Source organism: Desulfitobacterium chlororespirans DSM 11544 (assembly GCF_900143285.1).
Classification (GTDB): domain Bacteria; phylum Bacillota; class Desulfitobacteriia; order Desulfitobacteriales; family Desulfitobacteriaceae; genus Desulfitobacterium; species Desulfitobacterium chlororespirans.
Genome location: NZ_FRDN01000007.1, coordinates 361,313 through 387,326, shown reverse-complemented (window position 1 = coordinate 387,326; position 26,014 = coordinate 361,313). Strand labels below are relative to the sequence as shown.

28 protein-coding genes and 2 pseudogenes are annotated in these 26,014 nt (G+C 48.5%); 22 read left to right on the top strand and 8 right to left on the bottom strand.

The genetic code is table 11. The features are described 5' to 3' along the window. Both BUA14_RS12665 and BUA14_RS27930 read left to right on the top strand, forming a co-directional pair. Positions 1 to 113 (top strand): annotated as a pseudogene (locus tag BUA14_RS12665) (TrmH family RNA methyltransferase); the annotation flags it as partial. Between the two features lie 238 nt (positions 114 to 351). Then, positions 352 to 519, top strand: a complete 168-nt coding sequence (locus BUA14_RS27930; RefSeq protein WP_178371684.1) for a hypothetical protein — start codon at positions 352 to 354, stop codon at positions 517 to 519. A gap of 47 nt (positions 520 to 566) precedes the next feature. Here the strand turns inward: BUA14_RS27930 and BUA14_RS12660 are convergent. From BUA14_RS12660 to BUA14_RS27925, 5 genes and pseudogenes are all read right to left on the bottom strand, one after another. Beyond that, a pseudogene (locus BUA14_RS12660) lies at positions 567 to 934 on the bottom strand (IS3-like element ISDha7 family transposase); the annotation flags it as partial. Positions 935 to 1,110: 176 nt separating this feature from the next. Then, complete coding sequence (locus BUA14_RS12655; protein ID WP_072772906.1) at positions 1,111 to 1,446, bottom strand: type II toxin-antitoxin system PemK/MazF family toxin; 336 nt, start codon at positions 1,444 to 1,446, stop codon at positions 1,111 to 1,113. After that, entirely contained in the window at positions 1,443 to 1,673 is a 231-nt protein-coding gene (locus BUA14_RS12650; protein ID WP_072772905.1) for a hypothetical protein, read from the bottom strand. Before BUA14_RS12650 ends, BUA14_RS12655 begins: the two co-directional genes overlap by 4 nt. Positions 1,674 to 1,911: 238 nt before the next feature. Further along, a complete protein-coding gene (locus BUA14_RS28520) occupies positions 1,912 to 2,118 on the bottom strand; it encodes a Fic family protein (RefSeq protein ID WP_242954644.1) in 207 nt (68 codons plus the stop codon). 124 nt (positions 2,119 to 2,242) lie between these two features. After that, entirely contained in the window at positions 2,243 to 2,413 is a 171-nt protein-coding gene (locus BUA14_RS27925) for a hypothetical protein (RefSeq protein ID WP_005811419.1), read from the bottom strand. 161 nt (positions 2,414 to 2,574) lie between these two features. Between BUA14_RS27925 and BUA14_RS12640 the strand changes: the two genes are divergently transcribed. The 9 genes from BUA14_RS12640 (at position 2,575) to BUA14_RS12600 (ending at position 9,467) form a co-directional block, all read left to right on the top strand. Next, on the top strand, positions 2,575 to 3,132 hold the full coding sequence (locus tag BUA14_RS12640; RefSeq protein ID WP_072772904.1) for a dihydrofolate reductase family protein: 558 nt from the start codon (positions 2,575 to 2,577) through the stop codon (positions 3,130 to 3,132). Between the two features lie 105 nt (positions 3,133 to 3,237). After that, positions 3,238 to 3,483 (top strand): hypothetical protein, encoded by a 246-nt coding sequence (locus tag BUA14_RS12635; RefSeq protein WP_072772923.1) that lies wholly within the window; start codon positions 3,238 to 3,240, stop codon positions 3,481 to 3,483. Positions 3,484 to 3,698: 215 nt separating this feature from the next. Then, entirely contained in the window at positions 3,699 to 5,048 is a 1,350-nt protein-coding gene (locus BUA14_RS12630) for a B12-binding domain-containing radical SAM protein (protein WP_072772903.1), read from the top strand. Between the two features lie 230 nt (positions 5,049 to 5,278). Continuing rightward, on the top strand, positions 5,279 to 5,575 hold the full coding sequence (locus BUA14_RS12625; protein ID WP_072772902.1) for a hypothetical protein: 297 nt from the start codon (positions 5,279 to 5,281) through the stop codon (positions 5,573 to 5,575). 347 nt (positions 5,576 to 5,922) lie between these two features. Next, the gene (locus BUA14_RS12615; protein ID WP_072772901.1) at positions 5,923 to 7,188 is read left to right on the top strand and encodes a hypothetical protein; all 1,266 of its coding nucleotides are present in this window, start codon (positions 5,923 to 5,925) and stop codon (positions 7,186 to 7,188) included. Between the two features lie 156 nt (positions 7,189 to 7,344). Then, entirely contained in the window at positions 7,345 to 7,941 is a 597-nt protein-coding gene (locus BUA14_RS12610; RefSeq protein ID WP_072772900.1) for a VanZ family protein, read from the top strand. A 107-nt stretch (positions 7,942 to 8,048) separates the two neighbouring features. Beyond that, positions 8,049 to 8,213 carry a hypothetical protein gene (locus tag BUA14_RS27920; protein WP_018212710.1) on the top strand — a complete coding sequence of 55 codons (165 nt, stop codon included), beginning with the start codon at positions 8,049 to 8,051 and terminating at the stop codon, positions 8,211 to 8,213. 116 nt (positions 8,214 to 8,329) lie between these two features. Further along, a complete protein-coding gene (locus BUA14_RS12605) occupies positions 8,330 to 8,818 on the top strand; it encodes a GNAT family N-acetyltransferase (protein WP_072772899.1) in 489 nt (162 codons plus the stop codon). Between the two features lie 121 nt (positions 8,819 to 8,939). Then, complete coding sequence (locus BUA14_RS12600) at positions 8,940 to 9,467, top strand: GNAT family N-acetyltransferase (protein ID WP_072772898.1); 528 nt, start codon at positions 8,940 to 8,942, stop codon at positions 9,465 to 9,467. 14 nt (positions 9,468 to 9,481) lie between these two features. Here the strand turns inward: BUA14_RS12600 and BUA14_RS12595 are convergent, their stop codons facing one another. From BUA14_RS12595 to BUA14_RS12585, 3 genes are read right to left on the bottom strand one after another with little or no spacing between them, the layout of a single operon-like run. Then, the gene (locus BUA14_RS12595; protein WP_072772897.1) at positions 9,482 to 10,144 is read right to left on the bottom strand and encodes an L-2-amino-thiazoline-4-carboxylic acid hydrolase; all 663 of its coding nucleotides are present in this window, start codon (positions 10,142 to 10,144) and stop codon (positions 9,482 to 9,484) included. Further along, positions 10,141 to 11,307, bottom strand: a complete 1,167-nt coding sequence (locus BUA14_RS12590; RefSeq protein WP_072772896.1) for an alpha/beta hydrolase — start codon at positions 11,305 to 11,307, stop codon at positions 10,141 to 10,143. The genes BUA14_RS12595 and BUA14_RS12590 overlap by 4 nt, the downstream gene beginning before the upstream one ends. After that, a complete protein-coding gene (locus tag BUA14_RS12585; RefSeq protein ID WP_018212717.1) occupies positions 11,294 to 11,911 on the bottom strand; it encodes a TetR/AcrR family transcriptional regulator in 618 nt (205 codons plus the stop codon). The genes BUA14_RS12590 and BUA14_RS12585 overlap by 14 nt, the downstream gene beginning before the upstream one ends. 562 nt (positions 11,912 to 12,473) lie before the next feature. Here BUA14_RS12585 and BUA14_RS12575 point away from each other — a divergent pair. The 11 genes from BUA14_RS12575 (at position 12,474) to BUA14_RS12520 (ending at position 26,011) form a co-directional block, all read left to right on the top strand. Then, a complete protein-coding gene (locus BUA14_RS12575; protein WP_072772894.1) occupies positions 12,474 to 13,430 on the top strand; it encodes a helix-turn-helix domain-containing protein in 957 nt (318 codons plus the stop codon). 371 nt (positions 13,431 to 13,801) lie between these two features. Further along, entirely contained in the window at positions 13,802 to 14,731 is a 930-nt protein-coding gene (locus tag BUA14_RS12570; protein ID WP_072772893.1) for an ABC transporter permease, read from the top strand. Continuing rightward, positions 14,728 to 15,546, top strand: a complete 819-nt coding sequence (locus BUA14_RS12565; RefSeq protein WP_072772892.1) for an ABC transporter permease — start codon at positions 14,728 to 14,730, stop codon at positions 15,544 to 15,546. Before BUA14_RS12570 ends, BUA14_RS12565 begins: the two co-directional genes overlap by 4 nt. Next, complete coding sequence (locus tag BUA14_RS12560) at positions 15,536 to 16,309, top strand: ATP-binding cassette domain-containing protein (protein WP_072772891.1); 774 nt, start codon at positions 15,536 to 15,538, stop codon at positions 16,307 to 16,309. Before BUA14_RS12565 ends, BUA14_RS12560 begins: the two co-directional genes overlap by 11 nt. A 2-nt stretch (positions 16,310 to 16,311) precedes the next feature. Further along, positions 16,312 to 17,103, top strand: a complete 792-nt coding sequence (locus BUA14_RS12555) for an ABC transporter ATP-binding protein (protein WP_178371683.1) — start codon at positions 16,312 to 16,314, stop codon at positions 17,101 to 17,103. 8 nt (positions 17,104 to 17,111) lie between these two features. Continuing rightward, positions 17,112 to 18,785 carry a nickel ABC transporter substrate-binding protein gene (locus BUA14_RS12550; protein ID WP_072772922.1) on the top strand — a complete coding sequence of 558 codons (1,674 nt, stop codon included), beginning with the start codon at positions 17,112 to 17,114 and terminating at the stop codon, positions 18,783 to 18,785. Between the two features lie 371 nt (positions 18,786 to 19,156). Continuing rightward, positions 19,157 to 20,947, top strand: a complete 1,791-nt coding sequence (locus BUA14_RS12540; protein ID WP_072772888.1) for an ABC transporter ATP-binding protein — start codon at positions 19,157 to 19,159, stop codon at positions 20,945 to 20,947. Next, positions 20,941 to 22,665: an ABC transporter ATP-binding protein gene (locus tag BUA14_RS12535; RefSeq protein ID WP_072772887.1), complete on the top strand. Its 1,725-nt coding sequence runs from the start codon at positions 20,941 to 20,943 to the stop codon at positions 22,663 to 22,665. The genes BUA14_RS12540 and BUA14_RS12535 overlap by 7 nt, the downstream gene beginning before the upstream one ends. A 129-nt stretch (positions 22,666 to 22,794) precedes the next feature. Beyond that, positions 22,795 to 23,532 (top strand): thioesterase II family protein, encoded by a 738-nt coding sequence (locus tag BUA14_RS12530; protein WP_242954643.1) that lies wholly within the window; start codon positions 22,795 to 22,797, stop codon positions 23,530 to 23,532. Further along, the gene (locus BUA14_RS12525) at positions 23,529 to 24,227 is read left to right on the top strand and encodes a 4'-phosphopantetheinyl transferase family protein (protein WP_072772885.1); all 699 of its coding nucleotides are present in this window, start codon (positions 23,529 to 23,531) and stop codon (positions 24,225 to 24,227) included. Before BUA14_RS12530 ends, BUA14_RS12525 begins: the two co-directional genes overlap by 4 nt. Positions 24,228 to 24,421: 194 nt before the next feature. Next, complete coding sequence (locus tag BUA14_RS12520; RefSeq protein ID WP_072772884.1) at positions 24,422 to 26,011, top strand: (2,3-dihydroxybenzoyl)adenylate synthase; 1,590 nt, start codon at positions 24,422 to 24,424, stop codon at positions 26,009 to 26,011. The last annotated feature ends 3 nt before the right edge of the window (positions 26,012 to 26,014 follow it).

Below are 26,014 nucleotides of genomic sequence, written 5' to 3'. Positions count from 1 at the left end.
GCACGATTGCTGACTGCGATTACACCGCGTGCATCCCTATGTCCCATAACGTGGACTCTTTGAACGTTGCGGCAGCCAGCGCCGTGGCTTTTTGGCAACTCAGGGTGCGGTAGGGCAATTAAGAGTCAGGATGCCTTCAAAAGAAGGGCTGCAGCTGTGCAAAGGAAAAGGGCTGTCCGAAATAGGTACGCGCGTACTTATTTCGGACAGCCCTTTTTGAGGATGAGGGGTGTGGCCTCAAAAAGAAATAGGGCCCCAAGAAAAGAGGTCTAAAGATTGCATCCAGACGGCAGGACCGGGCATGATCCCGGCTGCCCTGCCGCTGCTTGACATAGGGGGTAATAGAGGAACATGATGGATTATAAAAGGATGTATTTTCAATTGGCGGCTAAAGTCGCCGATGCCATGGATATCCTGCTTAAAGCACAACAGGAGACTGAGCAAGAGTTCATGGATGGAGAGAGTCTTTCGGAGGGGAAAGTCATGGTCATTCCAGAAGAACGCGGTGAGTGTGACTAAGGAGGTTTGTCCCCAAATGCGACAACGTTGTCGCATTTGGGGACATGTTTTATTGAGCTTGCTTGGTTCCGTCCATCCCAATCGTAAAAGCCACTCCGGGATACTTCTAAGGTTTCGCACATCTTCTCAACCGGAAAGCCGGAGTCGCTTTCCTTGATGATTTTATACATTACTTCCGGTTGTTCTGGGCGAAGATGGCGGTAACTTCTTTTAGGATGTCTATGGTCATTGCTTGATCGACAATCTCTTTGTCTTTGGCTTTTAACTGTGCCTCAAGCTCTACTATCCTTGATTTATGCGGATCCTGGCGATCGCTGCTTTCCTTAAGCCAGTTTCTTACGGTCTGTTCATTAACGCCGAAATCCTTGACTATGCTTGATACTGAGCGCTTTTCTCCTTGGATCAGTCGTAGGATATCTTTTTTGAATTCTTCATCGTAACGTTTACTTTTTTTTCATTTTCTCGTCCTCCACAGGTTTTATTTTACCCTAACTTACCTGTGTCCGGCAAACCGAGTATGGGTCAATCCATTTTCGGAGCCGACTTACCGATCCTAAAATAAAAAGAGGGCACCCATTGGAGCCCTGTGGTTTAACTGTTTTGAGAAATGTATTGCATGTATGTATTTTGGATAGTTGTGTAATCGCTAGGATGAATTGTTCCTATCTTAAAAACAAGTTGCGAATGATTCAATATTTGTGTTTTCGATACTCGCGCAGTTGACTTAAAGTTCAAGTTTGCATATTGCCAATAATTAATAGGAATATCATATTTGTCATTAGGACGAGGAGACGCTTTAGTTACCTTTACTACTAGAACAGTAAGGCTTTCTACGTCAAGAATTATGACTGGCCGAGGACAGAATACAGAATCATCTTCTTCGAGAGGAAATTTTGCAAACCAGACATCGCCATTGGTAATGATCATTTTTTGTTTTTTAGGTCTTCGTACATTTTATCCCATTCTTTCTCGTCAAGCCAAGGATCATCCTTTGGGATAACTGTAAGACCGGATTCATTAATAACGGTGTTGGATTTTGCTATTCTATAGAGAAGTTCTTTGTTTTTGTTTACGAAGTCGGTGAATGCTGTTTCCTCATTTTTCTGAGGTATTGGCATTTTATCCATCTCCTCATGATTGGTTTTCTTATCCATATCATATCATCTCCGATAAGTTTGTTTCAATAAGTATTATGCCCATTTTTGAAGTATAGAAGGTTTCTGGCCGATATGAAAGAATTAATAGCTAAGCCTTGGAACTTCGCTTAACACAGAATTCGCCGCAACTTAGAGGATGATGGATGGGGTTAGGATACTGTGGGAATGGCGAAAACGTTAAAAAAACAGAGACCCCAATAAATGAGATCTGCTACTTAGGAAATCGCTCTTTTAGCTAATGTGACAGTTCGAGGATATAGGTATCTAAGGCCTTGCCGGTTAATTGGGAACATGATATTTGAATAGCCTTATCATAGGCTTCATCGTCGTCAATATTATCTGAGTGTCCATTGATTTTAAGTAGGATTGAGGCAGCATAAAAGCCAACTCGTTTATTACCATCCACAAAGCAATGATTTTTGGTTAGGAAATACCAAAGCATTGCCGCCTTTTCATAGACTGTGGGATATTTTTCATGATCGAAATGGGGATATTGTTGGATTTGATGGCTTCTTCGTGAATTGCAAGGATATCCTCTATATAGAGGAGTTCTATATCATGCATATTTACTCGGCTAATTTCTTAAGGAGCTTGGAATGATCTGAAGTAACTTCCTTAAGTGCTTTAGCAACTTGTCGCTTATGCTCATTAGAAGAGTTTGGTTGTGCGCTGTCTTTAGGTTCTTTTGGAATAGCCATATCAACATCCCCCTCAGCCTTAGCCTTATCTTTATCCATAGTGTACCACCCTTCGTGATTTAGAACAATTGTTAGTACTATTGTTATTCAAATTGAAGAGATATAGTCTTAAGACTATAAAGGGGCGAGGGAATACTTCAGCTAACACGTCCATTGCCGCAACTTAGAAAATATGAATGTAAGGTGGGGGTGATCATTGGATGAGACGGGTGCGATACCAGGTCGCGTGTAGCATGGATGGCTATATCGCGGCACCGAACGATGGTTTTGATTGGATTACCCCAGAGCCCTCGTTCGATTTTGAGGCGCTGTATGCGCAATTTGACACGTTGCTGATGGGGCGACGCACGTACGAGATCGTACGCGCAACGGGCGAGAGCTTTCGCGGAAAGCAAGTGATCGTGGCCTCACGGTCGCTTCGGCCAGTGGACCATCCTGATGTTGAGATCGTGAGCGAGGGACTTGAAGCACGAATCCGAGAGCTTCGTGGGCAACCTGGCCGGGATATCTGGCTCTACGGCGGAGGGAATCTCTTCTCCCAACTTCTCGCCTGGAATCTGGTTGATACATTCGAACCGGCGATTATACCGATTCTTCTGGGAGGTGGGGTGCAGTTGCTCCCTCCACACGGGATACGTCGGTGTCTGGAGCTCGTTCGGCACCGTGCCTATCCCAGTGGGATGCTTCTCCTCGAATATGAGGTGCAACAGGCTGGGGAAGGCATCGGGCAACAGAAAAGTCTCGCAACTAGAGGATGATGCATATGGTTGGGACGCGTCCACGCGCCTTATAAATTATATGATGTTCTTGGACAAGAAAATGGTATAATGGAATTATCTAGAAAGAAGAGGGCGGTGAATCTAATGAAATGGGATGAGGTCAGAAGGCTATATCCTGAACGTTTTGTTAAGATTCAAATACTGGCTTCACATATTGAGAATAGCGTAAGATTTATTGATGATATGGCAGTAATTCAGGCTTTCGAAGACGAAAAGGAAGCGACACGTGAGCTGGTTCGAGCAACGGATGAAATCCTTGTATATCATACAAGTAAAGAAAAGATTGAAGTGCCGATAAAGCAGATATTTGGTTTTCGAGGTGCAATCTAATGAAGATGGATTAACATTTGACGTATAGAAGGACAATCTTTAAGGGAGCCGCCATCCATGGCGGCTTTCTGGCTATGGGTATCGGCTTCGTATAACGGAGTTGTTCCCAATATCTAGCCAATATGCAGGTAGTAACCAGATTCCGGGAACACGCAGAACGCTAGGTGAAAGCCCAGTGAAGGATTGCCTTTGCAGACAGGAAGAGTGGAGATATTATGCCGACATTGCTAATGATTACTCCTGAAAACTCAGAAATTAATAAATTCAGAGCACATCAATTGAATAACTTTACCCAATTAACCATGCCCTATCTTGCAGGGTTCGTTCCAAAAGAATATAGCATAAGGTTATTGGATGAATATACAGAACCAATCCTCTTTGAAAAGGTTGACTTGGTTGCGATTACTGTAAATACGCCAAATGCTCCTCACGTTTATGCTATCTCTAAAAGGTTTCGCGAGCTGGGGTCTTGGGTAGCTTTAGGTGGACCCCATGTGACTTTAAATCCGGAAGAAGCAGCTTGCCATGGCGATACTATTTTTGTAGGGGAGGCTGAAGAAACCTGGCCTGAATTCTTAAAAGACTTCCTTTCCGGGAGCATGCAAAAAGCTTACACAAGTCACCATGTTCCCAGCCTTGATGGCCTGCCAATACCTCGCAGGGATTTGATTGTTGGCCATAGATTTACAAGCGGTGCTGTTTTTGCTTCACGTGGGTGCCCACATAATTGCAGTTATTGCAGTCTGAAGAAAATTTATCATAATGAGTTTAGAACCCGCCCGGTTGATGAGGTAATAAAGGATATAGGCAGTATGCCCAATAAGTATTTCGTCTTTTGGGATGATAACTTCTTTGCCGATCCGGTCTACACGAAAGCCTTATTAAAAGAGTTGGCAAGGTTAAACAAGAGATGGGCTGCACAGGTAACGGTGTATAGTTGCGAGGATGAAGAACTGCTTAGCCTGGCAAAATCTGCAGGGTGTTTGTACTTGTTTCTGGGTCTGGAATCGTTTTCTGAGCAGGGGCTTAGAGATGCGAATAAGAATTTTAATAGAGTAGAAGAGTATGGGAAAGTTGTAAATAAACTTCATCGATATGGAATCAGTATCCAGGCTGGTATCGTTTTTGGATTTGACTCTGACACATTAGAAGTGTTCGAAACAACCCTAGAAGCATGCAATAACATCGGAGTTGATGGGGTAACGGCAAGCATCTTAACTCCTTTCCCAGGAACCAGTATCTATGAGCAGTATAAAAAAGAAGGCCGCTTACTTGACGTTGATTGGGATCATTACAACGGTAAAACAAGCGTTGCGTATGTACCCAAAGGAATGAGCTGTAAGGAATTGTTAAACGGCTATAACGAATTTAGAGGAAAGTTCCACTCGTGGAGGAGCATAGTAAAGCGAATAAGCAAATCACGGGTTAATATCTTTTATAATCTAGCCATGAACTACGGTTATAAACGGGCATATCGCAATTTTACCAAATTAGATGTTGGAGAGAGAAGTGATGAAAGCTTGGGCCAGCGCATGGCACAGCATTTACGAAACTGGCCAAGATGAAGGTAAGCATGACGCTTCGTGAATACCTGGAACGTTCTAGGACATATCGTGCAAAGGCAGCGCCGCCCATGGTGCGGGAAGCAACTTGGCGTATTTTTGCATTAGGAGATATGGGAACTTGGAACTAAGTTATAGGCTCAAATTAAGACTTGTGGGAAGGGGTCATAAGTGATGGTTCATCCCATAGTCATTATATAGAGTAATGAGGATACTGCTTTGGGGGTGAAAATTTGAAAAAAGTTATGATTTTAACAGCTTCGGCTTTGGCATTGAGTTTGGCCTTGGTTGGTTGTAATAATGAGGAAGTAAGTGTAGAAGAAAAGGATCAAAATACTTTATCTGTAGAAAGCGTACAGTTGGAACGAAAAGTTATTATCAGAAATTCTATAGCCGATCCTTTGCCCGCAGAGGCTCAAAAAGCTCTGTCTCTGCCGGGTAAAGGTGGTCCACAACAACTGCCGAATGTTGATTTAAGCACTCCTATCATAATTACTAAGATGCCTTATCCTGAAAGAAACAAACCTTAATAAATTTTACCTTATCCCAGCTATTGTTCCTTGCAGATAAAATGTCTTGGGATCAAGAACATTCCCCTTTTAAGCTTGAACTTGAGACTGCACTGGAAAAGTCTCTGGACGAGGCGGTTGGTGTTTTCTTAACTTGGACATGGAAGCAGAAGGATAAATTGGACTCTATACATCCATGGCTTATTGATGCTTGGAAGGATTACAAAGTAGGAGATTATGCATGACATAAGGCGGACCTTCGTCTAACAGTGTGTTCTCAAAATCCTGAGACAATAGGCAGGTAGTAACTAGGCTTCGGGAACAGGCGCAATGCTGTATGACGGACACGTTTTAAGAGGAGAGCAGGAATGAGAAAAAAGTTATGTGTTTGGCTTTGCATCATTCTGATTATTTTTACTGGATGTGGAAACAAAAGGGAAACTGAACAGCCCAAAGATGTACGAGCAATATCAGCCAAATGGCAGGACGATCAATTACTGTATGCTACCAGTGACGGGATATTTACCTACTCCCCCGCTGATGGGAGAACAGAAAACTTAATGTCGGACGATATAGCAAAGAAAGATATTAACTGGCTAAACTGCAATTTGTCTCCTGATAAATCGAAGTATATCGTCATAACCATGGGACATTATGACAATACGGTTGAAATTCGTGACTCGGAGACCGATCAAGCCGTTTTGCAGCTGGATGTTGATAAATATCGTGAAGGAGTCGGGGATTACAGTCCTCCGGTGGGGCAGGTTGAATGGCTGGACAACGATACTATCTTTTTATCTACCGAATTCCGTCTTTTCATTATCAACATCAAAACAGGGGACGAAATTCAAGTGACCGAAGAATGCTCTCCGGTTACTACCCGGGTAAGTCATAACACTGAAGCACCCTACCTTTCATGGGCATTTAACGTGAAGAAGATGGGTGACAAACTATACTACTATAGCAAGCGCCAACCCAAGACTCCGGGGTTGGGCAGCATTTACTATGGTGATAAAACCGGTGAGCATGAGCTGCTAAAAAATGCATGGTTGTTATTAGCAGTGGATGACAAGCGTTTCGTCTACCTTAAGGAGACCAAACCTGATGTTACTGAAACTTTTCTTTATGATATTTCCATAGGAAGCTCCTCACTTATAACGGCCGAACGCTGTTTAGAAGAAGGGATATTCCGCACAAATGAAGGGAAGTTAGTGTTCATGACCGGTAATATGACTGGAGGCGTCTACCAGGGGGTAATTTATAATCCTGACACAGGGCAGTCCCAGATAGTTGATATTTACAACGGAGAGCGGGATTTTCCTGATCAAGATATTGATCAACGACAGTTTGGGCATTTTATGGGGGCATTCGAACAGGATGGGGAATGTGTATTTTTGTTCAGCGTTGAAAACTACAGCAAATCACAGGAAAAATATATTGAAGAATATTTAGCCTATAGCACAAGGAGCAATAAACTCATCGAAATTGGCGACTACGGCGATACCTGGCTGGTGAATATGAGCGTCAGTCCGTCAGGGGACTATATTGTTGTAACAAAACACAATCGTCCTGGCGATGATGACTTTTTATTTGAGGTACTAAAATCTGATGATCTGCTTAGGCAACTTCAATGAAGTGGGTCCGTCGTATAACAGCGAATTTACGGAATCTGGGATATATGCAATTAGCATGACTCTTCGTCAATTCGCGGGACTGCATCGGAAAGGATATGGTATTGGTGAGCAGACTTTAGGCTTTGATGTTTCAATTCTTAGTGAAGGATGTTAGATATGTTCGAGGTAATTGTGTTTGGAGTTGTATTGGGAGGAGTTCCGTGGGTTGTGCTTCGTGGCATCTTTTTGTTATGGAGTAAGAACTATAAACAAATATCAATCAGCAGAGAGTTACTGGTGATGGCCTTTGTTATTTACTGCCTTGCGGTAATCAGAGTGACGATATTTTCGCTTCATCCGAGTGCAAGTTACGGACAAAGTGGTACCCCCTCTGTGAACATCATCCCCTTTACGGAAATGTTCAGAGGATTTCATCCGAACCATTTTTCGTTTGGGTATATGATAAGGCATTTGGAGTCGAATCTTATTGGCAATATTCTGTTGCTGCTCCCCTTAGGTTTCTTCTTACCAACGTTTTGGAGTAAGTTTAGGTCATTTAAAAGAACCGTGTTAATTGGTATTCTTAGCTCATTGTCAATAGAAACTGTACAATACATATTGGCTTACCTTGGATTAAGCAGCGGGAGGGCATCGGACATCGATGATGTGATACTTAATTCTATAGGAGTGATAATTGGATACATGGTATTCCAAGCAATTTCCTGTGGGATAAAATGTTTCCGCAAATACAGTACATTTACTAAAGTGGATTAAGTATTTCTTGTGGAACCATATCCCATCAGATAACACGGCGTTCCCGCAAGTGGAGGATGATGCAAGTGGTTGGACGCGGCAAGAACTCTTGAAAGGGGGGAATTGATATGATGCAAAATATGGGAGGTTTCATAGGAGGCCTTGGGTATTTAAGTATTAGTTTAGGGTTTATCAAATCAATATTAGAAGTTCTACTTTATATATCAGCAATTATTGTATCATTTAAAGCAGTGCAAGCTTTAAATATATATATCAATAAGAATTCTAGATAATATAGTGGCGCATCATTCTTATTTTATGACGCAGCGGGAACTTGCGAAACATTCTACGACATATCGTGCAAAGGCCGCGTCATCCTTGGCGCGGATGAAATGGACGGGAGGATAGAATGAGCAACTATTTAATTAGGGAAATACAAGCGCATGAGTTAGGAATACTTGAAGATATGCTTTATGAGGCTATTTTTCAACCTGATGAAAATAACCTTTTGCCAAGGGAAGTCATCAAACAACCTAAAATCGGTGTTTATATAGACAATTGGGGAAAACCTGATGATTTGTGCCTTGTTGCAGATGTTGACGGAAAAATTATCGGCGCTGTTTGGACAAGAATTTTAGCAGGAAATATCAAAGGCTATGGGAATATAGATGACCAAACCCCGGAGTTTGTTATTTCCTTATTTAAAGAGTACAGAGACAAAGGCATTGGAACTGTTTTGATGAAAATGATGATAGAAAAGCTGAAAGAACATGGGTACAAGCAGGCTTCTTTGAGTGTAGCGAAAGATAACTATGCTCTAAAAATGTACCAAAATGTAGGCTTTGAGATTTTTGCCGAGCAAGAACAGGATTATTTAATGTTACTGGATTTGAATTAGACACCTTATCTGCGGGAAGGGCCAAGATGTTCGAAACCGTACGCAAGAAAGCCGTGCGTCCATGGGCGGGTTGAATAGGCTTACTATTAAGTTTGAATAAATCAGCAAGGAGAATTGGAACATGGTGAGCTTAACGCTTGCAAATGAATATACGATTAAATCTTTGACAATGGATAGTTTAAAAGCTATTGAAAGGTTGAACCAGGAGTGTTCGGATTATTATCTATTGCATGAAAGAGAATTGCCGTCGGAGAAGAAAGCATTGGAAATACTCAACGAATTGCCACCAGGAAAGCACTATGAGGATAAATATTCTCTGGGAGTATTTAACGATATAAATGAACTGATCGGAATGATTGATATTGTGAGAGACTTCCCAGTTACTGGAGAATGGATGCTGGGCTTATTGCTGATTAAACCGAAAGAAAGGAATCATGGATTGGGCAGGAAGATTCATGACGCATTGGTCCGGTGGGCAATAACCTTAGGAGCAACATCGTTTCGAATTGGTGTAATTGAGGATAATTATAAGGGCAAGAAATTTTGGACTGATTTAGGTTACATGAAAACCAAGGAGGCTGTTTTGAAGACGGAACAGAAAACAAATATCGTCAATGTGATGAATTTCCCCATTGGAACACCCGAGTAGCCGGTCCACCCTTGCTATTTTTTCTCCGTTAAACCTTCTTCCAGGGGCCATGAACAGTGACCATGGGTAGAATAGCGGCAATTGCAGACTTCATCGCCATCGCCAAGTGTTTTGGTACGGCAAAAACCGCACCCTATATAGTGTGAAATCAAATAGTCAATTCGGCATACCCCGGGGAACAACCCTGCCGCTCCTTGCTCCTCGCACAGCCTTTTCATCCCGCATTGATAAAAATCGATCTCAAAGGTATGCTCATCAATAGCCCTGTAGCGAATTTTATAATCATAGGCATGGAGCTTGTTTTGGTCTGAGTTGATTTCGTGAGCCGGGGCTTTTTTCCGAAAGCCGCCTAAATAAACCTTGGCACCATAATGTTTGAGTAAGAAGCGGGGGATAAGGAGCATCATCTCTTCGTTGATGTTCCAGATCCAAGTGACAGCCGTTTTGTTATCCATCATCAGTGATAAAAACGCCTTGTACCATGCAATATAGCAGGGTGTAAAGGCAAAATTGAATTTGAAAGTACTTTCCCCAATATCGGGTGTCAAGGGCAAAACATAGTTGAAATTTTTTCCGGCCATTCTGACGAAATCTTTATAGAATTCCTTGCCATATTCCTGCTGCAGTCTCTTTTTAGAGGCCCATAATCCCATGTGGAAAATAAACCTGCTGATCATAGGCCAGGGGTCTCCATAGCTGTGATCCAGCTGCAGACGGTGTTGAGAGCTAAAGGCATATTCCCGATATTGCAGTGGCTTTCGGCACTTTCTTCTTTTGTAAATAGGCGGAAGGTTAATGATTTAACCTTTGTCAAGCAATCTATTTCATTTTTATACATGGACAGAGGGATAAAGTGATCTTCCGCCGCTCCGAGCAGCAAAACATCTTGGGTGATTTGTCCTGACAGAGAGCGGAGATTGTATTTTTTTGCTTCTGCTAAAAAATCATAAGCAGACGGTTGACCGAAGACATATTTTCCTTGTTCAATTCCCCATGCTGCGTAAGGCTCTTTCTCCATCATGGTCTTAGCCAAGCTGTTGACAGCACCTTTGGCATGGACTTTTATTAAACTGTCTAACACTACCCGAAGCGCCTTAGGGCGTGAAGAGAGGAGGACATCATAAAAATTTTCCATGATGCTCCATGCCACCACTCTTTTAATTCTCTTCTCCCAGGCGGCGGCGCGGAGGGCCAAAAGGGAGCCCAGGGATATGCCGATCAAGGTCACATCCTCAAGACCGAAATAATTTAAAACTGCGCCCACCGGCTTATGCCAATCCAAGGTAAACGGTATTTTTTGTTTATGGATGCATTCCCCTTGGCCGGGGCCTTCAAACAGGTATACTGCAAATCCGAGCTCCTTGCAATAAAGCAAAGCGGGAAGAAATTCTTCCATATAGGAATCAAAGCCGCCATGAATGACGAGGGTACCCAGGCTGCCTGTTTCAGGAGCAGCATAGAAAACGGGCAGACTTCCCTTTTCGTAACCTATATCAATACGCTTAATCCCCTGGCTATCGATAAAACCGCCATGCGTTTCATAAAATAATGCTTTATATTCCCGGTACAACGTTTCCTTAGCGGCGTTGCTTTCATTCATAAAAAACTCCGCCGCCCGGATATAGGCCAAAGCGTTTGGGGTGCGCTTTTCCGCCTTGGCCTTGTCGGCCAAAGAGAGCAAGGTCTCTATCCAGGTGGGAATATCTTTGATTTGGTTCGTCACACTGCGAATCTCGTCCAGTACGCCATCTGAAAGCATGACCGCCCTGTTCAGCTGGTAATTGAAGTTAGGGTCATGGTGTAAGGGATAGGTTCCTGTCCTGAATTCAGTTGTTTCCATCAAGGTTTACCTCCGAAGGCGTACGGTCATGGGTGACACCCAGTACCATAAATAACAGGGTTTGAATATCCTTCTGAAAATTATCCTTTAGTTCATCGCTTAAGTTTTCATGCAAGACGCCTGATAGCCCGTGGATGATAAAGGGGGCTGCAACCGCAGGATTTTCGACATGAAACACCCCTTCGCCATTGCCCTGCTCAATGATTTCCTGAATGATTGGACATAATCTTTGCAGCATATTATCCATCAGCACATGATGCTGCAAGGATGTTATGGCCTCTTCCCCCATCAGGGGAGCGAGTCTGAGGGCATGTTCCTGAAAAGCCGCAAGAGCGCTTTTTACACGTTGCAATAAAGGTATTTCCCCGTTCTGCAGCCCCTCCAGCATATTCCCAATCGTTCCTTCAATATGGGCATTGATGGCTTCTTCTAAAAAAGCGTCTTTGGACTTGAAATAATAGTAAAATAAACCGGTGGCAACATTAGCCTGCTGCACTACTTCTTTTATGGAAACCCCCTCGGCCCCTTTGCGCATAAATAAATTCAAGCCGATTCCCAGCAATTCTTGCCGCCGTTCGTCAGGCGCCTTGATCGTTCTTGACAATGAGATTCCTCCTTACTGAATTTGATTCAGTAAGGATAGTATAGTGCACTGAACCAAGTTCAGTCAATGCTTTTTAAAACAGCGGCCTTACGTCGATTGAGAATGGGATGCTTTCATTTCATAAGTGTGCATCTGAGCAGATGAACTGGGCAGAAGGGAAAGGGCTGTCCGAAATAGGTACGCGCGTACCTATTTCGGACAGACTCTTTTTCGAGCTGTTTTTTCCGCTTCCGGGCTGCAGCTGCCGGATGCAGGGTGGGGGGCAGCTTGTTCTTGAGTCACGGATATACTACCGGTTAATCGGGAAGCCTGCGGCTGACAGTGAAGTTTCGGCTTATCCCTCTTCCCCGGGTTAGGATGTGAATTGTTGGAATAAGTCGAAATTTATGGATGAAAAAATGAGCTTTCAGATAGGAATCTGCTGAATCCGTACGGAAATAATTAGATAGAATTCTTTAGGATTTGAGAAAGGGTGGATGGGTGAAGGGTGGAAGGTTATTATAAATAATGGTGAATGGGTGAGAGGTTGTTATGAGAAAGGGTGATTGGGTGAGAGGTTGTTATGAGTAATATTGAACAGGCTTATCGCGGCTATGGCTTTGCCGGCCGCGGGCAGAAGAACGGCTGCACTGTGTATCAGCTCAAGGGCGAAGGGGGTTCCGGTGAAATGGTTTGCTATGACATAGCCCCGGGCATCCAAATGTCCTTTAATCAGCTGACGATGGATTCGACATTTCAATCCATCGCTCCCGTTAAGAAGTTTCTGCAAATTGATTATTGTATCGAAGGCTGCTATGAGGTTGAGTACCAGAATGGGACGGTCAGCTTTTTGGGTGAAGGGGATCTGTGTGTAACCGATCTAAGCAGGCAGGTATTTGTCAGTTCCCGCCTTCCCCTCAGGAAATACCGTGGGGTTACGCTGTTTTTGGAGGTGGAGAAGGCTCAGCATACTTTATCTGCGGGGTTTCCTCAAGCTGAAATCAACCTGGCCGGGATTGTGAATGAGCTGTGTGGCAAAGAACAGTCCCTGCTTGTCAAATCCAGAGAGGATGTTGAGCGCATCTTCGGCAAACTGAGTGAGGTGGATGAACGGATTCAAGCTCCCTATTACTGGCTAAAGGCCATGGAGCTGCTCTTGTTCCTGAGCGTGTTGGATGAGGGGCAGAGGCAGCCCCTGAAAATATTTTCCGGGGAGGTAGCCAGGAGTACGAAAGCGGTTTATCACTATATCCTGGAAAATCCCTTGGCCAAAGTGACCATTTCCGAACTGGCCTCTCAGTTCGATATCACGGAATCCAGCCTGAAAAGATGCTTCCGCTCGATTTCCGGCAGTTCCATCGGCACCTTTATGAAGGCCAAACGGATGGAGGCGGCAGCGGAATTGCTGACGGCGGGGGAGAAACTCAGCATCGGCGAAATTGCCGAAAGGGCCGGATATGAGAATCAAAGCAAGTTTTCCGCCGCGTTCAAATCTGTCTATGGTGTGACCCCTTTGCTATACCAGAACAGGCATCTATGAGCCGGAACAGGCACCTATGATCCGGAATAAGCATCTATGAGCTGATTGGAGTTTAAATGACCTTATATGGCATAGATTGGGAAGTTCTCCTATGATACAATAATCCAAAATACGGTACTTATTTTGAGAGTGAGCCCCTTGTTGCGGCTCTTTCATTTAAGTCCCTGGTTAGCCGCAGCTAACTAGAGAGTGAAGAGGAAGCACGTGCCAACAGGGACATAAAAATGGAGAGGAAGCACGCGCCAATAGGGACATAAAAAATGGAGAGGAAACACGTGCCAATAGGGGCATAAAAAATGGAGAGGAAGCATGCGCCAATAGGGACATCAAAAGTGGAGAGGAAGAATGTTCTGATAGGGATAAGTAGCGGTATGACTATCATAAAAGAGCTGTTGCGTTTGGTGGCCGTCATCTTTGGTGTGGTTACGTTGAGTTTTTGCCTTCAGCTTTTCACCGGGACCGATCCGGCGGAAATGATCGTGCGCAAGCAGAATATTTTTGCCACGGAGGCACAGATCCAGGCAGTCCGGGAGGAGCTGAAGCTGGATGCCCCCTTTCAGGTAAGGTATCTGGATTACCTGGGGGGTGTGGCCCGGGGCGATCTGGGCACGGCCATTATGAACAGGCGGCCGGTGGCGGAAAATATCAGGGAGGTGCTGCCGGTTACGACGATGCTTATCCTGCTGTCTATGCTGTGGGTGGTCCTGTTCAGCATCGTGGTCGCGGCGGCTGCTGTACTCAGGAAGGACAGAGCCTTTGACAATGTGACGCGGATCATCTGCATCATCGGAATTTGTGTGCCCAGTTTCTGGTTGGGCCTGATCCTGCTTGCGGTCTTTGCCGTCAGGATTCCGATCTTTCAGGTGATTGCAGATGGGAGCCTGAAGTCCTTTATTCTGCCCTCCATAGCCATGGCCTTCCCGATTATCTGCATTTCCATCCGGGTCCTGCGGGCTTCGGTGCTTAATGAACTGAACAGCGATTATGTTACGTATGCCAGGGCCCGGGGCTTTACCAATGGCCAGATCATCTATGGGGAGGTTTTGAAAAATGCCCTGCCCCCGGCCATTACCCTGTTTGCACAGTATTGCGCCGCACTTTTCGGCACTTCGGCCTTGGTGGAAAGTGTTTTTTCTATCCGGGGGCTGGGCATCTATCTGATGGAGTCCTGTGAAAGCATGGATGTCTACGGAATTTCGGGAGCTATTTTGGTCTGTGCGGTGCTGTTTGTGTTGTTTAACATAGCGGCGGATCTTTTGTCCAGTGCGGTTTGCCCTGCATACGGGAGGAAAAGGATATGAAAAGAAACAAGCAAATCCTGGCGGGGCTGATTCTGATCGGTTTTTTTGTTCTGATGGCCTTGGCGGCTCCCTGGCTGGCGCCTCATGATCCCAACACCACCAATCTTGCCCTGAAGAACGGGCCGCCTACGGCAGAATATCCTTTAGGCTGCGACCAGCTGGGCAGATGCGAGCTTTCCCGGTTGCTTTATGGAGCCAGATATTCCCTCGGCTTATCCGTGCCCGTCCTGATCGCCTTGGCGGCTTTTTCCCTGTTTGCCGGCAGCTATGCCAGCTATCGGGGGGGGATTTGGGATGGAGCGGTCCGGATCTTCTGCGATATTTTTATGGCCTTTCCTTTAATTGTCATTGCCATGGCCTTGGTATCCACCATAGATAATTCGGTGGCCAGCATCATTGTGGCCATCGGCATTTCCATGACGGCCTGGTTCCTGCGTATGGTTCGCTCCTACGCCAAAACGGAATGCGGCAAAGAGTATATGGAATCGGCCCGGATTGCCGGGGCCTCCGAACTGCGCATTGTGGTGCGCCATTTAATCCCCAATGTGTTTCCTCAGTTCGTTGTCTATTTCACAACCGGGATTGCCACAGCGATTATAGCCGTTTCCGGCTTTGCCTTTTTGGGTGTGGGCCTGATCGCGGGAACGCCGGAATGGGGGGCCATGCTCAATGAGGCCCGCAACAGTATCTATACCAACCCCGGTTTGATTGTCTATCCTGGGATTTGCCTGATAATTTGCTGTGCCGGCTTTAACCTGCTGGGTGAAGGCCTCAGGGATACCATCGGGAAGGAGGGGGAAAGCCATGTCTCTTGAGGTAAAGAATTTACAGATTTCACTGGCCGGAGGCCAACGGGTGGCCCAGGATATTTCCTTTCCCATCAAAAAAGGTGAGATGGTTTCCATTGTCGGCAGCTCAGGGGCGGGAAAAACAACCTTGTGCAAGGCGGTTATGGGTTTGTTGGGAGGGAACTACCAGGCAGAGGGAGTCATTGATTACGGCGGGGAAAACCTCCTGACTTTGTCCAGAGCGCGTCTGGCCCGGATTTACGGCAAGGATATCTGCTATATCATGCAAAACCCCATGACAGCCTTCAATCCCTCTTTGCGGATGGGCAGACAGCTGGAGAAGACCTTTCTTCAGCATCATCCCCAAAGCTCCAGGGGGGAGGTTTTGCCCAGGGCGGCCCCTATCCTGCGCCGCCTGGGCATAGAGGATACAAAACGGGTCTGGCAAAGCTATCCCTTCGCTCTCTCCGGGGGGATGCTGCAAAGGCTGATGATCGTGGCGGCTTTGCTGAACGAGCCCCGTCTGCTGATTGCGGACGAAGTGACCACGGCCATTGATGCCTGCAACCGGATGGAGCTGATGAAGGAGCTGCGCATGCTCTGCCATGAGGGAATGTCGGTGTTGTTTGTGACCCACGACTTGCGTTCGGCGGCCTGTTCGGAGCGCATCCTGATTATGAGTCAGGGGAGAATCATCGAGTCCGGGCCTACGGAGCAGATCTTTAATGACCCGCAGAAGGAGTACACAAAACATTTGCTGTTGGCCTGCCGGCTGGAGAGGAGGTCATGAGGATGATCGAAGTGCGGGATTTAAGTTGTATATTTTCCGGGGGCATCCTGTGGGGAGGGACATTAACCGCTGTATCGCCCCTGAGCGTCAGCTTCAAAAAAGGAGGGCGGTACGCCATTGTGGGGGAATCCGGTTCCGGCAAGACCACCCTGGCCAGGATGATGGCCGGCTTGCAGAAGCCCCATGGGGGCAATGTGTATGTGGAGGGAAGGCCGGTGTTTGGCCGGCACAGAGCGGGCAAAAGCCACTTCAAGCAGGTGCAGTTGATTCAGCAGAATTCCGCTGGGGCCTTAAACCCCAAAATGACCATCGGCAAAGCCATTGAGGAGCCCCTGCTGTGTTTTTTCCGGCTGAACAGGCAGGAACGCCGGAAGCGGTGTGCAGAATTGTTGGCTCTCTGCAACCTCCCGGCGGACTATTACAGACGCCTGCCCGCGGAATTATCGGGCGGGGAACAAAAAAGGGTAGCTATTGCCAGGGCTTTGGCTGCGGAACCCGCTTGTCTGATTTTTGATGAAGCGACCAATGGCTTTGATTTGCCCTTAAGGAAGAAGATCATGGAAGAAATTCTGGATTTACAGGAAAAGCTCAGTTTTACCTTGATTTCTATCACCCATGATATGGAGCTGGCCCTGGCGGCGGCAGACCACATTTTGGTGATGCGGGATTCGGTGCTGGTCGAGCAGGTGCCCTTCGGGGGGGATTACGCCGTGTTTCAGAATCCATACACGAAGGTGCTGCTGGCGGCCAGCGGCATAGCTGAGCCGGTAAATCAATATGAAAGGAATGCTTAGCAATGAAGATGAACATGAACATGAAGATAAAGATGAGGATGAAAAGATGGTTGGCGGTTGTATGGTCCGGGGTGCTGGTGCTTTCACTGGCCGCTTGTTCTCAGGACGTCAGCCATCAAGGCGGCTCACAGACTTCCGGCTCAGGGGAGCAGGCCGTTCATTTGAATCTGCCCGAGAGCTGGGGCTTTGAGTCATTTTATCCTGTCATTACGCCGGCTAATTCATCAAGCGGCTATGGAATCACTTATTATTTGACCAGTTTTTACGATACTCTGGTTACTTATGATGAAAAGGGTGAGTTGGCCGGACTGCTGGCGGAGGAATGGTCTGTGAGCACCGACGGCAAGGTCTATACCTTTAAACTCCGGGAAGGGGTGAAATTCTCCGACGGAACCCCGTTGACTGCCGAGGATGCAGCCCGGTCCCTGCTGGCGGTTCCGGTCAATCTGGGCCAATATAACGGCGGCTATGGCAAGCTGTCCACCATTATTGCCGATGCTGTGGCCAAGGACGATCATACGGTGGAATTGCATCTGACCCAGCCTTATTACAGCACCTTGCGGGATTTATGCCTGGCCAACCCCTTTGCCATCGTGTCCAGTGAGCAGCTCAACGGGGATTTGACGGCAAAAACAAGCTTCAACACGGTAAGTTATGGAACAGGGCCTTATATGTACGGGGGGGACGGAGACGGCAAAAAGTATACCTTTGTGAGAAATCCTCATTACTGGGGAGAGCGGCCGGATGTGGACAGTTTCACCATCAAGGTGATCGCTGATAACGATGCCAAGGTACTGGCCCTGAAGAACGGGGAACTGGATTTTATGTCGGGTATTGCCAAAGTATCCTCGGAAAGCTATCAGGAAATGAAAAACACCAAGGGCTTTGGGGCCGCGGTGGATAAGGCCCCCACTCAAACCTATTATCTGGGCTATAACCTGAAGAATCCCCTGTTCGCGGAGCAAGTGGTCAGGGAAGCCATGGCCGCCGCTATCGACAAAGGGAATATAGTGGAGGGGATTTTCGGCGGCATTCATGAGCAGGCGGATACCTTCTTTGCCAAATCTCTGCCCTATTGCGATGTGGAGCAAACCACCTATGAATTTGACCTGGCCAAGGCCAACCGTTTGCTGGATGATGCCGGCTATGTGAATAAGGACGGGGACGGTATCCGCGAGATCAACGGAACCAGACTGGCCGCTGAGTTTGTCTATCAGACCGAGTCCGTAGCCAACAATGATATGGTGGTTTATCTCTGCGACCAGTTTAAAAAGATTGGCGTGGAATTGACGCCGAAATCGGCCCCGATGATGGAGTGGTATGCCATGATTACGGGAGGACAGTACGGAGTGACTGTTTTCAAAACCCAGGGAGGCTATTATGATCCGGCGAATATTGTCAGCGCTATGAATCCCAGCCAGTCCATGGACCCCATCATCATGCAGGCCGGCGGGTTTTTGCCGGATGGTGTGAATCTGATCAATGAAGTGAATTCAACAACGGATGAGGCCAGAATAGAGGAGATTTATGCCACTATTCTAAACACCATCGCGGATAATTGCCTTATGACCCCCCTTTATTACACCCATCAGGTCGCCTTGTATAATGATAAGGTTGCCGGCTATGATTTCCCGGGAGATGCCAGCTTCACCTCCATTCAGAACATAAGGGCGGCCAAGTAAAGGACGGCAGGACGGCGCGAAAGCGAGACAGCAAGGACAGTGAGACAAAAGGATAGCGAGACAAAAGGAAAGCGAGACAGAAGGAAAGCGAGACAGAAGGACAACGAGAGAGAAAGACAGCGAGATAGAAGGACAACGAGACAGAAGGACAGCGAGACAGAAAGACAGCGAGATAGAAGGACAACGAGACAGAAGGACAGCGAGACAGAAGGACAACGAGATAGAAGGACAGCGAGACAGAAGGACAACGAGATAGAAGGACAGCGAGACAGAAAGACAGTGAGACAAAAAGACAACGACACAAAAAGACAGCGGGAAGCGAGACAGCAAGAACCATAAACCATAAAGAACCATAAGGACGGGGAAATGTTATGAATCAGCAATCAAGCGGGATAAAACGGCTTCTTGAATTTACCGGCCCAAGCCGGGGGCTGCTCACCCTATCCCGTATCTTATCCGGGATCAGCGCCCTGTTTATCCTGGGACCGTTTCTGTGTGTCTACTTTGCCGCCAAGGATTTGCTGGATGTCTTTGCGGGGGGCTCCCTGGACACGGAGAGCCTTGTCCGGTGGGGAGTGCTGGCCCTTATCCTGGAGTTGATCGGGCTGGCCCTCTATTTTGCGGCCCTGCTTTGCTCCCATGTGGTGGCTTTCCGCACGGAAAAGAATTTAAAAATGGCCGCCCTCACCCATCTGGCCAAAATGCCTCTGGGCTATTTTGATCGGAACCCCAGCGGCAAGCTGCGTAAAATTATTGATGACAACAGCTTTCAGACCCAGACCTTTATCGCCCACCAGCTCCCGGATTTGGTGGGAGCCCAGGTTACCATGGCCGCCAGCCTCGTCCTCATGCTGCTCTTCGACTGGCGGGTGGGTCTGCCGCTGCTGCTGTTGTTTGGGGTGGGCTTTTACCTGCAAGGCTCCCTGAACGGCAAGGACAGCATGAAGTTTATGCAAAGCTATCAGGATGCTCTGGAGACCATGAATCATGAGGCCGTAGAGTATATAAGAGGGATCTCGGTGGTCAAGGTGTTCGGGCAGACGGTGCATTCCTTCAGCAAATTCAATGCCGCTATCCAATCCTATCGGGATGACGCCCTGGCCTTTACCATGTCCTGTAAAAAAGGGATGGTGGCCTTTAACTCCATCGTCAATGCCAGCTTTCTGGTGCTGGTGCCGGCGGCCTTGCTCATCGGGCTGGTTTCTCCCGATTTGCCGGGCTTTATGCAGAGCTTTCTGTTCTACCTGATCTTTTCGCCGGCCTGTGCCGTCATGCTCAACAAAATCATGTATATGACCAGCTACAAAATGCAGGCCGAGGAATCCATGCGCAGGATTGATGGGATTCTGAGCGCCAAGCCCCAAAGGGAAACGGACCGGCCCCAGACGGCCGGCGGCCATGATATCTCCTTCGCAGACGTCACCTTTAGGTATGAGGGGACGGACCATCCGGCGGTATCCCACCTCAGCTTTATCGCCAAGCCGGGGACCACAACGGCCCTGGTGGGGCATTCCGGTTCCGGTAAGAGCACCACGGCCAGCCTGATCCCCCGTTTTTACGATGTTCAGGAGGGTGTGGTTAGGATCGGCGGGGTGGACATCAGGGAGATGGCCTCTGAGGATTTGATGAAAAAGGTGGCCTTTGTCTTTCAAAACCCCAGGCTGTTCAAGGATACCCTGCTGGCCAATATTTGCGCCGCCCGGCCGGAGGCCACCAGGGAGGAAGCCCTGCAGGCGGCCCATCTGGCCCAATGCGATGATATTTTAGCCAAGCTGCCCCAAGGGATCGATACGGTGGTGGGCAGTAAGGGGGTTTATCTTTCCGGCGGTGAAACCCAGCGGATTGCCATCGCCAGGGCGATTCTGAAGGACGCTCCCATCGTCCTGCTGGATGAGGCCACCGCCTATGCCGATCCGGAGAGTGAGCAGCAGATTCAGCAGGCCTTTAAGGGGCTTACCAAGGGCAAAACCGTGGTCATGATTGCCCACCGGCTGTCCACGGTGCGGGATGCCGAACAGATTGTGGTGATGAAGCAGGGGGGGATTGTGGAAAAGGGAACCCACGATGGGCTGGTGGCTCAGGGAGGGGAATATGCCCGGATGTGGGATAACTACACAAAATCAACCCAATGGCATATTGGAGGCGAGGTAAAGTCATGCTGAAGCGTATGTTTGCCCTGAGCGATCAGGGGGCAAGGGATTTAAACAAAGGGATCGCCGCCACCACCCTCAGCAATATCGTCCTGATTCTGCCGGTCAGCCTGCTGATCCTGGTGGTCATGGAGCTGCTCAATGGGATCGGGGGGGAAACCGCCGGACTGCAGAGAACCGTTTCCTGGATGCCCTTGTATGGGGTGCTGACAGTGGTGCTGTTCGTGATGGTCTTTGCCAGCCAATGGCTGCAGTACAACAAGACTTATACGGTGGCCTATCAGGAAAGTGCCAACCGCAGAATTGTGCTGGCGGAAAAGCTCCGCAAGCTGCCCTTATCCTTCTTCGGGCAGAAGAATCTGGCCGATTTAACGGCGACCATTATGGGGGATTGCACAGCCCTGGAGCGGGTTTTTGCCAACGCCATTCCCCAGCTGCTGGGAACAGTCTTCATGTTTATGCTGACAGTCCTTGGCCTAATTATCCTGGATTGGCGGCTGGGCCTGTGCATTGCCCTGCCGGTGCCGGTGGCCGCCCTGGTGGTCATCGCTGCCCGCCAAGCCCAGCAGAAAGCGGAAAGAGCCAATCTGGACGCCAAGCGCACCGCTTATGACGGGGTCCAGGAATATCTGGAGACGATTGGGGAGCTCAAAGCCTGCTCCCGGGAAAAGGAGTATCTGGAGGGGCTGGAACAAAAGCTGGATCAGGTGGTGCGCTGCTCCTTCCGCAATGAGCTGGCCCCGGGGGCGGCTACCACGGCAGCCCAGTTTATCCTGCGCTTCGGCCTGGTGGCCGTGCTGCTGGTGGGGGGCTACCTGGTTGCCAAGGGTTCCCTGTCCATTCCCATGTTCATCCTCTTCCTGTTGTTTGCCGGCCGGATTTATGATCCCTTCACCAGTTGCTTTATGATGCTGGCGGAAGTCTTTTCCTCCCTGGTCAGTGTGGGGAGAATGAAGCAGATCGACGCCACACCGGAGCAGACCGGGGACCCGGTTTGCAACAATCAGGGATATGATATAGAGTTCGACGGGGTCGTGTTCTCTTATAACGATGAACCCGTACTGAACGGGATTTCCTTCCTGGCCAAACAGGGGGAGATCACAGCCCTGGTGGGACCTTCAGGCAGCGGGAAATCCACCGTTTCCAGACTGGCCGCCCGTTTCTGGGATGCGGATTCCGGCCGGATTACCCTGGGCGGAGTGGATATAACCAGGGTTGAGCCGGAAACTCTGTTCCGGAATTTCGCCATTGTCTTTCAGGATGTGATGCTGTTTGATGATACGGTCATGGAGAACATCAGGCTGGGCCGCCGGGAGGCCACGGATGAGGAAGTCAGGGCAGCTGCCCGGGCCGCTCAGTGTGAAGAATTCATCGAGCGCCTGCCGGAAGGCTACCGGACGAACATCGGCGAAAACGGCAGTGCTTTGTCGGGCGGGGAGCGGCAGCGTATTTCCATTGCCCGGGCGTTGTTGAAGGATGCGCCGGTTGTCCTGCTGGATGAGGCCACGGCTTCCATGGACGCTGAAAGTGAAACCCTGGTCCAGGAGGCCTTGTCGGTCTTGTTGAAAAATAAAACCGTGATGGTCATTGCCCATCGGATGAGGACCGTGGCCAATGCGGATAAGATTGTGGTTCTGGACAAGGGCCGCATCCGTGAACAGGGCACTCCGGCCCAGTTGATCGAGCAAGGCGGACTTTATGCCCATTTGGTATCCCTTCAGCAAATTTAGGTCTTGTCGGGGCAGGACCCATTTTTTTAAAGAAAAAGTTAGTTTGTACTAACTTTTGGGAATGGCTGGGAGGTACAGAAAAGAAGGTATGATCAACAACCCACTGGGAGGTGACGAAGAGAAGGCATGATGAGCAATCCCTATTTTGTAAGGACTTTCAAGGGGGCGGCCCGCAACAAACTTTTTTTGTTTCCCTATGCAGGGGGCGGAGCGTCGGCTTTCCATTCCTGGCAAAAGCATTTTACAGACACAGAGATTCTTCCGGCCCACTATCCGGGCCGGGAGACCAGAATCAAGGAAAGGCCGCTGGAAAGCCTGACCCTTCTGGTTGAGGAATTGTGGGCCGGGATGGAGCCCCTGCTCAGGGATGGGACCCCCTATTACCTATTCGGACACAGTCTCGGTACGAAAGTGGCTTATGAACTGGCCCTGCTGATCCAGCAGAGGGATCTTCCCTGCCAACCCAAGGGAATGATTATCGCCGCCGGAAAGGCCCCCTGCCTCAAGGAAACCCATCCCATCCATCAGCTGGATGATGCTCATTTTATCCGGGAAATCGGCAGGTTTTCAGCCACACCTGCTTCCATCCTGGCCTCCCCGGAATTGATGAGCCTTTTCCTGCCCACACTCAGGGCGGATTTCCGCCTGGACGAAACCTATCACCGCCGGGAGATCGAAAAGGTTAAGTGCCCGATCCTGACTCTGATGGGGGAGCAGGACCCGGAGCTTACCCTTGATGAACTGCTGATGTGGAGAAATTATACCGAGGGCGACTTTGGGGTTCAGACCGTGGCCGGGGCACATATGTTTATTCTCACCAATAAAGAGGCTGTGTTCAGAATACTTCAGGACTATCTGGGCTCATGAACACTGGTGGGGAGAGGTTTAAGCTGTATCACATCACCGGCAGTGAGGAAGTGGTCATCCCTGAAGTAAAAGAGGGGCTGAACAAGGGGATCCCCCAGCTCTTTCTCGTTAATACCAGCAGGGAGGCGTGCCGAATGGAAAGCTTCCGCTATTTAACCAAAGGGGAGGAGCGGCTGCTTGGCTCCTACAGGAAAGAATCTGATCGAAACAATTACCGGGTGACCCATAGTATCGTCAACTCTATCTATGCCAATTTATTGGATTGCGGGATTGAGGAGCTGCTTTTCCGGCGGGGAAAGTACCAAAAGCCTTTTATAAGCAATGATTTGAATTATCACTATAACCTGGCTCATTCGAAAAACTTTGCCCTGGTGGGGCTCCATGGCCGGGAGCTGGGGGTGGATATCGAGTGTATTGATGAGGGGCTGGACTGTACAGCCATTGCCCGGGGCCTGTTCACCCAGGAAGAGCGGAAATACATACAGAGGGAGCCCGGGAATTTTTTCAGGCTTTGGGTGGCCAAGGAGTCTTATCTGAAATTCAGGGGAACAGGGTTTTACAGTGATCTGAAAGACCTTGCCCTCAAAGGGGAAGAAGAGGGGAAGATCATCCTGCTGGACAAAACCAGGGGGTCCTGTCACCCGGTCTTTATGGCGGAGCATCTGTCCTGCAGCATAGGATTCAGTTGTCTGTAAAGGAAAGTGCCTGGAGAGGGGAGTGTCTGGAGAGGGGAGTGTTTGTAGAGAAAAATGTCTGCAAAGGGAAGTGTTTGTAGAGGAAAGTGCCTGTAGAGGGAAGTGTTTGTAGAGAAAAATGTCTGCAAAAGGAAGTGTCTGCAAGGGAAAGTGTCTGGAGAAGAAAATGCCTGTAAAAGAAAGTGGGGGAGTTCATGACTGGAAGGCTAAAAGAGAGTCTGGAAAGCTTCTATGCCGCCAAGGTGTGGGAGGATATCACCCTGGGCAAAGCGCTGTCGGCTTGGAGCGAAAACTATGGGGACAACATCGCCTTAACCGAAGCGGACCGGCAAGTGACCTATCAGGAGCTGGAAAGGGAAGCCAGGAGAATAGGGGCCGGTTTGCAAAGACGGGGATTCGGCAAGGGGGATAAGATCGTCCTGCAGCTTCCCAACTCCATTGAGTTTGTCGTCAGCGCTTTTGCCCTGTTCAAATTAGGGGTTATCCCCGTCATGGCCCTGCCGGCCCAGAGAAAAACAGAAATCAAAGGGATTATGGAAAAATCCGGAGCCAAAGGGTATGTGATCAAGGATAACTACCTGGGATTTGACTATAAAAGCCTGGCCAGGGAAATCTGCCGGGAAAGCCAAACCCCTCCGGCGGTGATCGTCATTGGCCAAAGTGACGAATTTATCGCTTATGAGGATTTGCGGGAAGGCCCGGAATTAAGCGATGAACCGGAGATCGGCTCCGGGGAAGTGGGTTTGTTTTTATTATCGGGAGGGACAACGGGAATCCCCAAGCTGATTCCCAGGAGGCATGCCGATTATCTCTATGTGGCGCAAAAGACGGCGGAGCGCTGCCGCCTGGATCAGGAGTCCGTCTATTTGGCGGCCCTGCCGGTGGCCCACAATTTTCCCCTGGGTTGCCCAGGTTTGCTGGGTACCCTGACTGTTGGCGGCAGGGTCGTGATTTGTGCAGTGGCCAGCCCGGACGAAATCATCCCCCTGATTGAGGAGGAAGGGGTGACCATAACGGGCCTGGTGCCGGCCCTGGCCCATATGTGTATTGAGTTTTTGGAGGATGACGGGTACGACATCTCTTCCCTTAAAGTCATCCAGGTGGGGGGAGCGGTCTTGGATTCCTATTTAGCCGCCCGGATCGAAAAGGCCTTTGCCTGCACCCTGCAGCAAATATTCGGAATCGCCGAGGGCTTGATTTGTTGTACGGATTTGGCAGACGGGGAGGAGATCCGGTATCACACCCAGGGGAAACCCATCTCGGCATACGATGAAATAATGATTGTGGATGAAAAGGGCAGAGAGGTTCCGGTGGGAGAGTATGGTGAGCTGACGGTCAGGGGTCCCTATACCATCTATGGCTACTATAACCTTGAAGAAGCCAACCAAAGCTGCCTGTCGGACCAGGGCTACTTTAAAACCGGAGACAAAGCCCGCTGGCAGAATGGCAATCTCCAAGTGGCAGGAAGGCTGAAAGAGATGATCAACCGGGCCGGGGAGAAGATCACCCCGTCGGAGCTGGAAGAACTGCTGCTGAGACATGAAGACATAGGGGATGTTCAAGTGGTGGGGATTGAGGATCAGGAGCTGGGGGAGAGGATTTGTGTCTTTATCCTGGCTCAGAATAAGGGGCTGACGCTGAATGGGCTGCGGAATTATTTAGTGGGGCAGCAGGTGGCTTCATACAAACTGCCGGATCAGCTTGTTTATTTGGAAGCCTGGCCCCTCACCAATGTAGGGAAAATCGACAGAAAGCAATTAAGAGTCTTGGGAACACAGAGGTAAGCA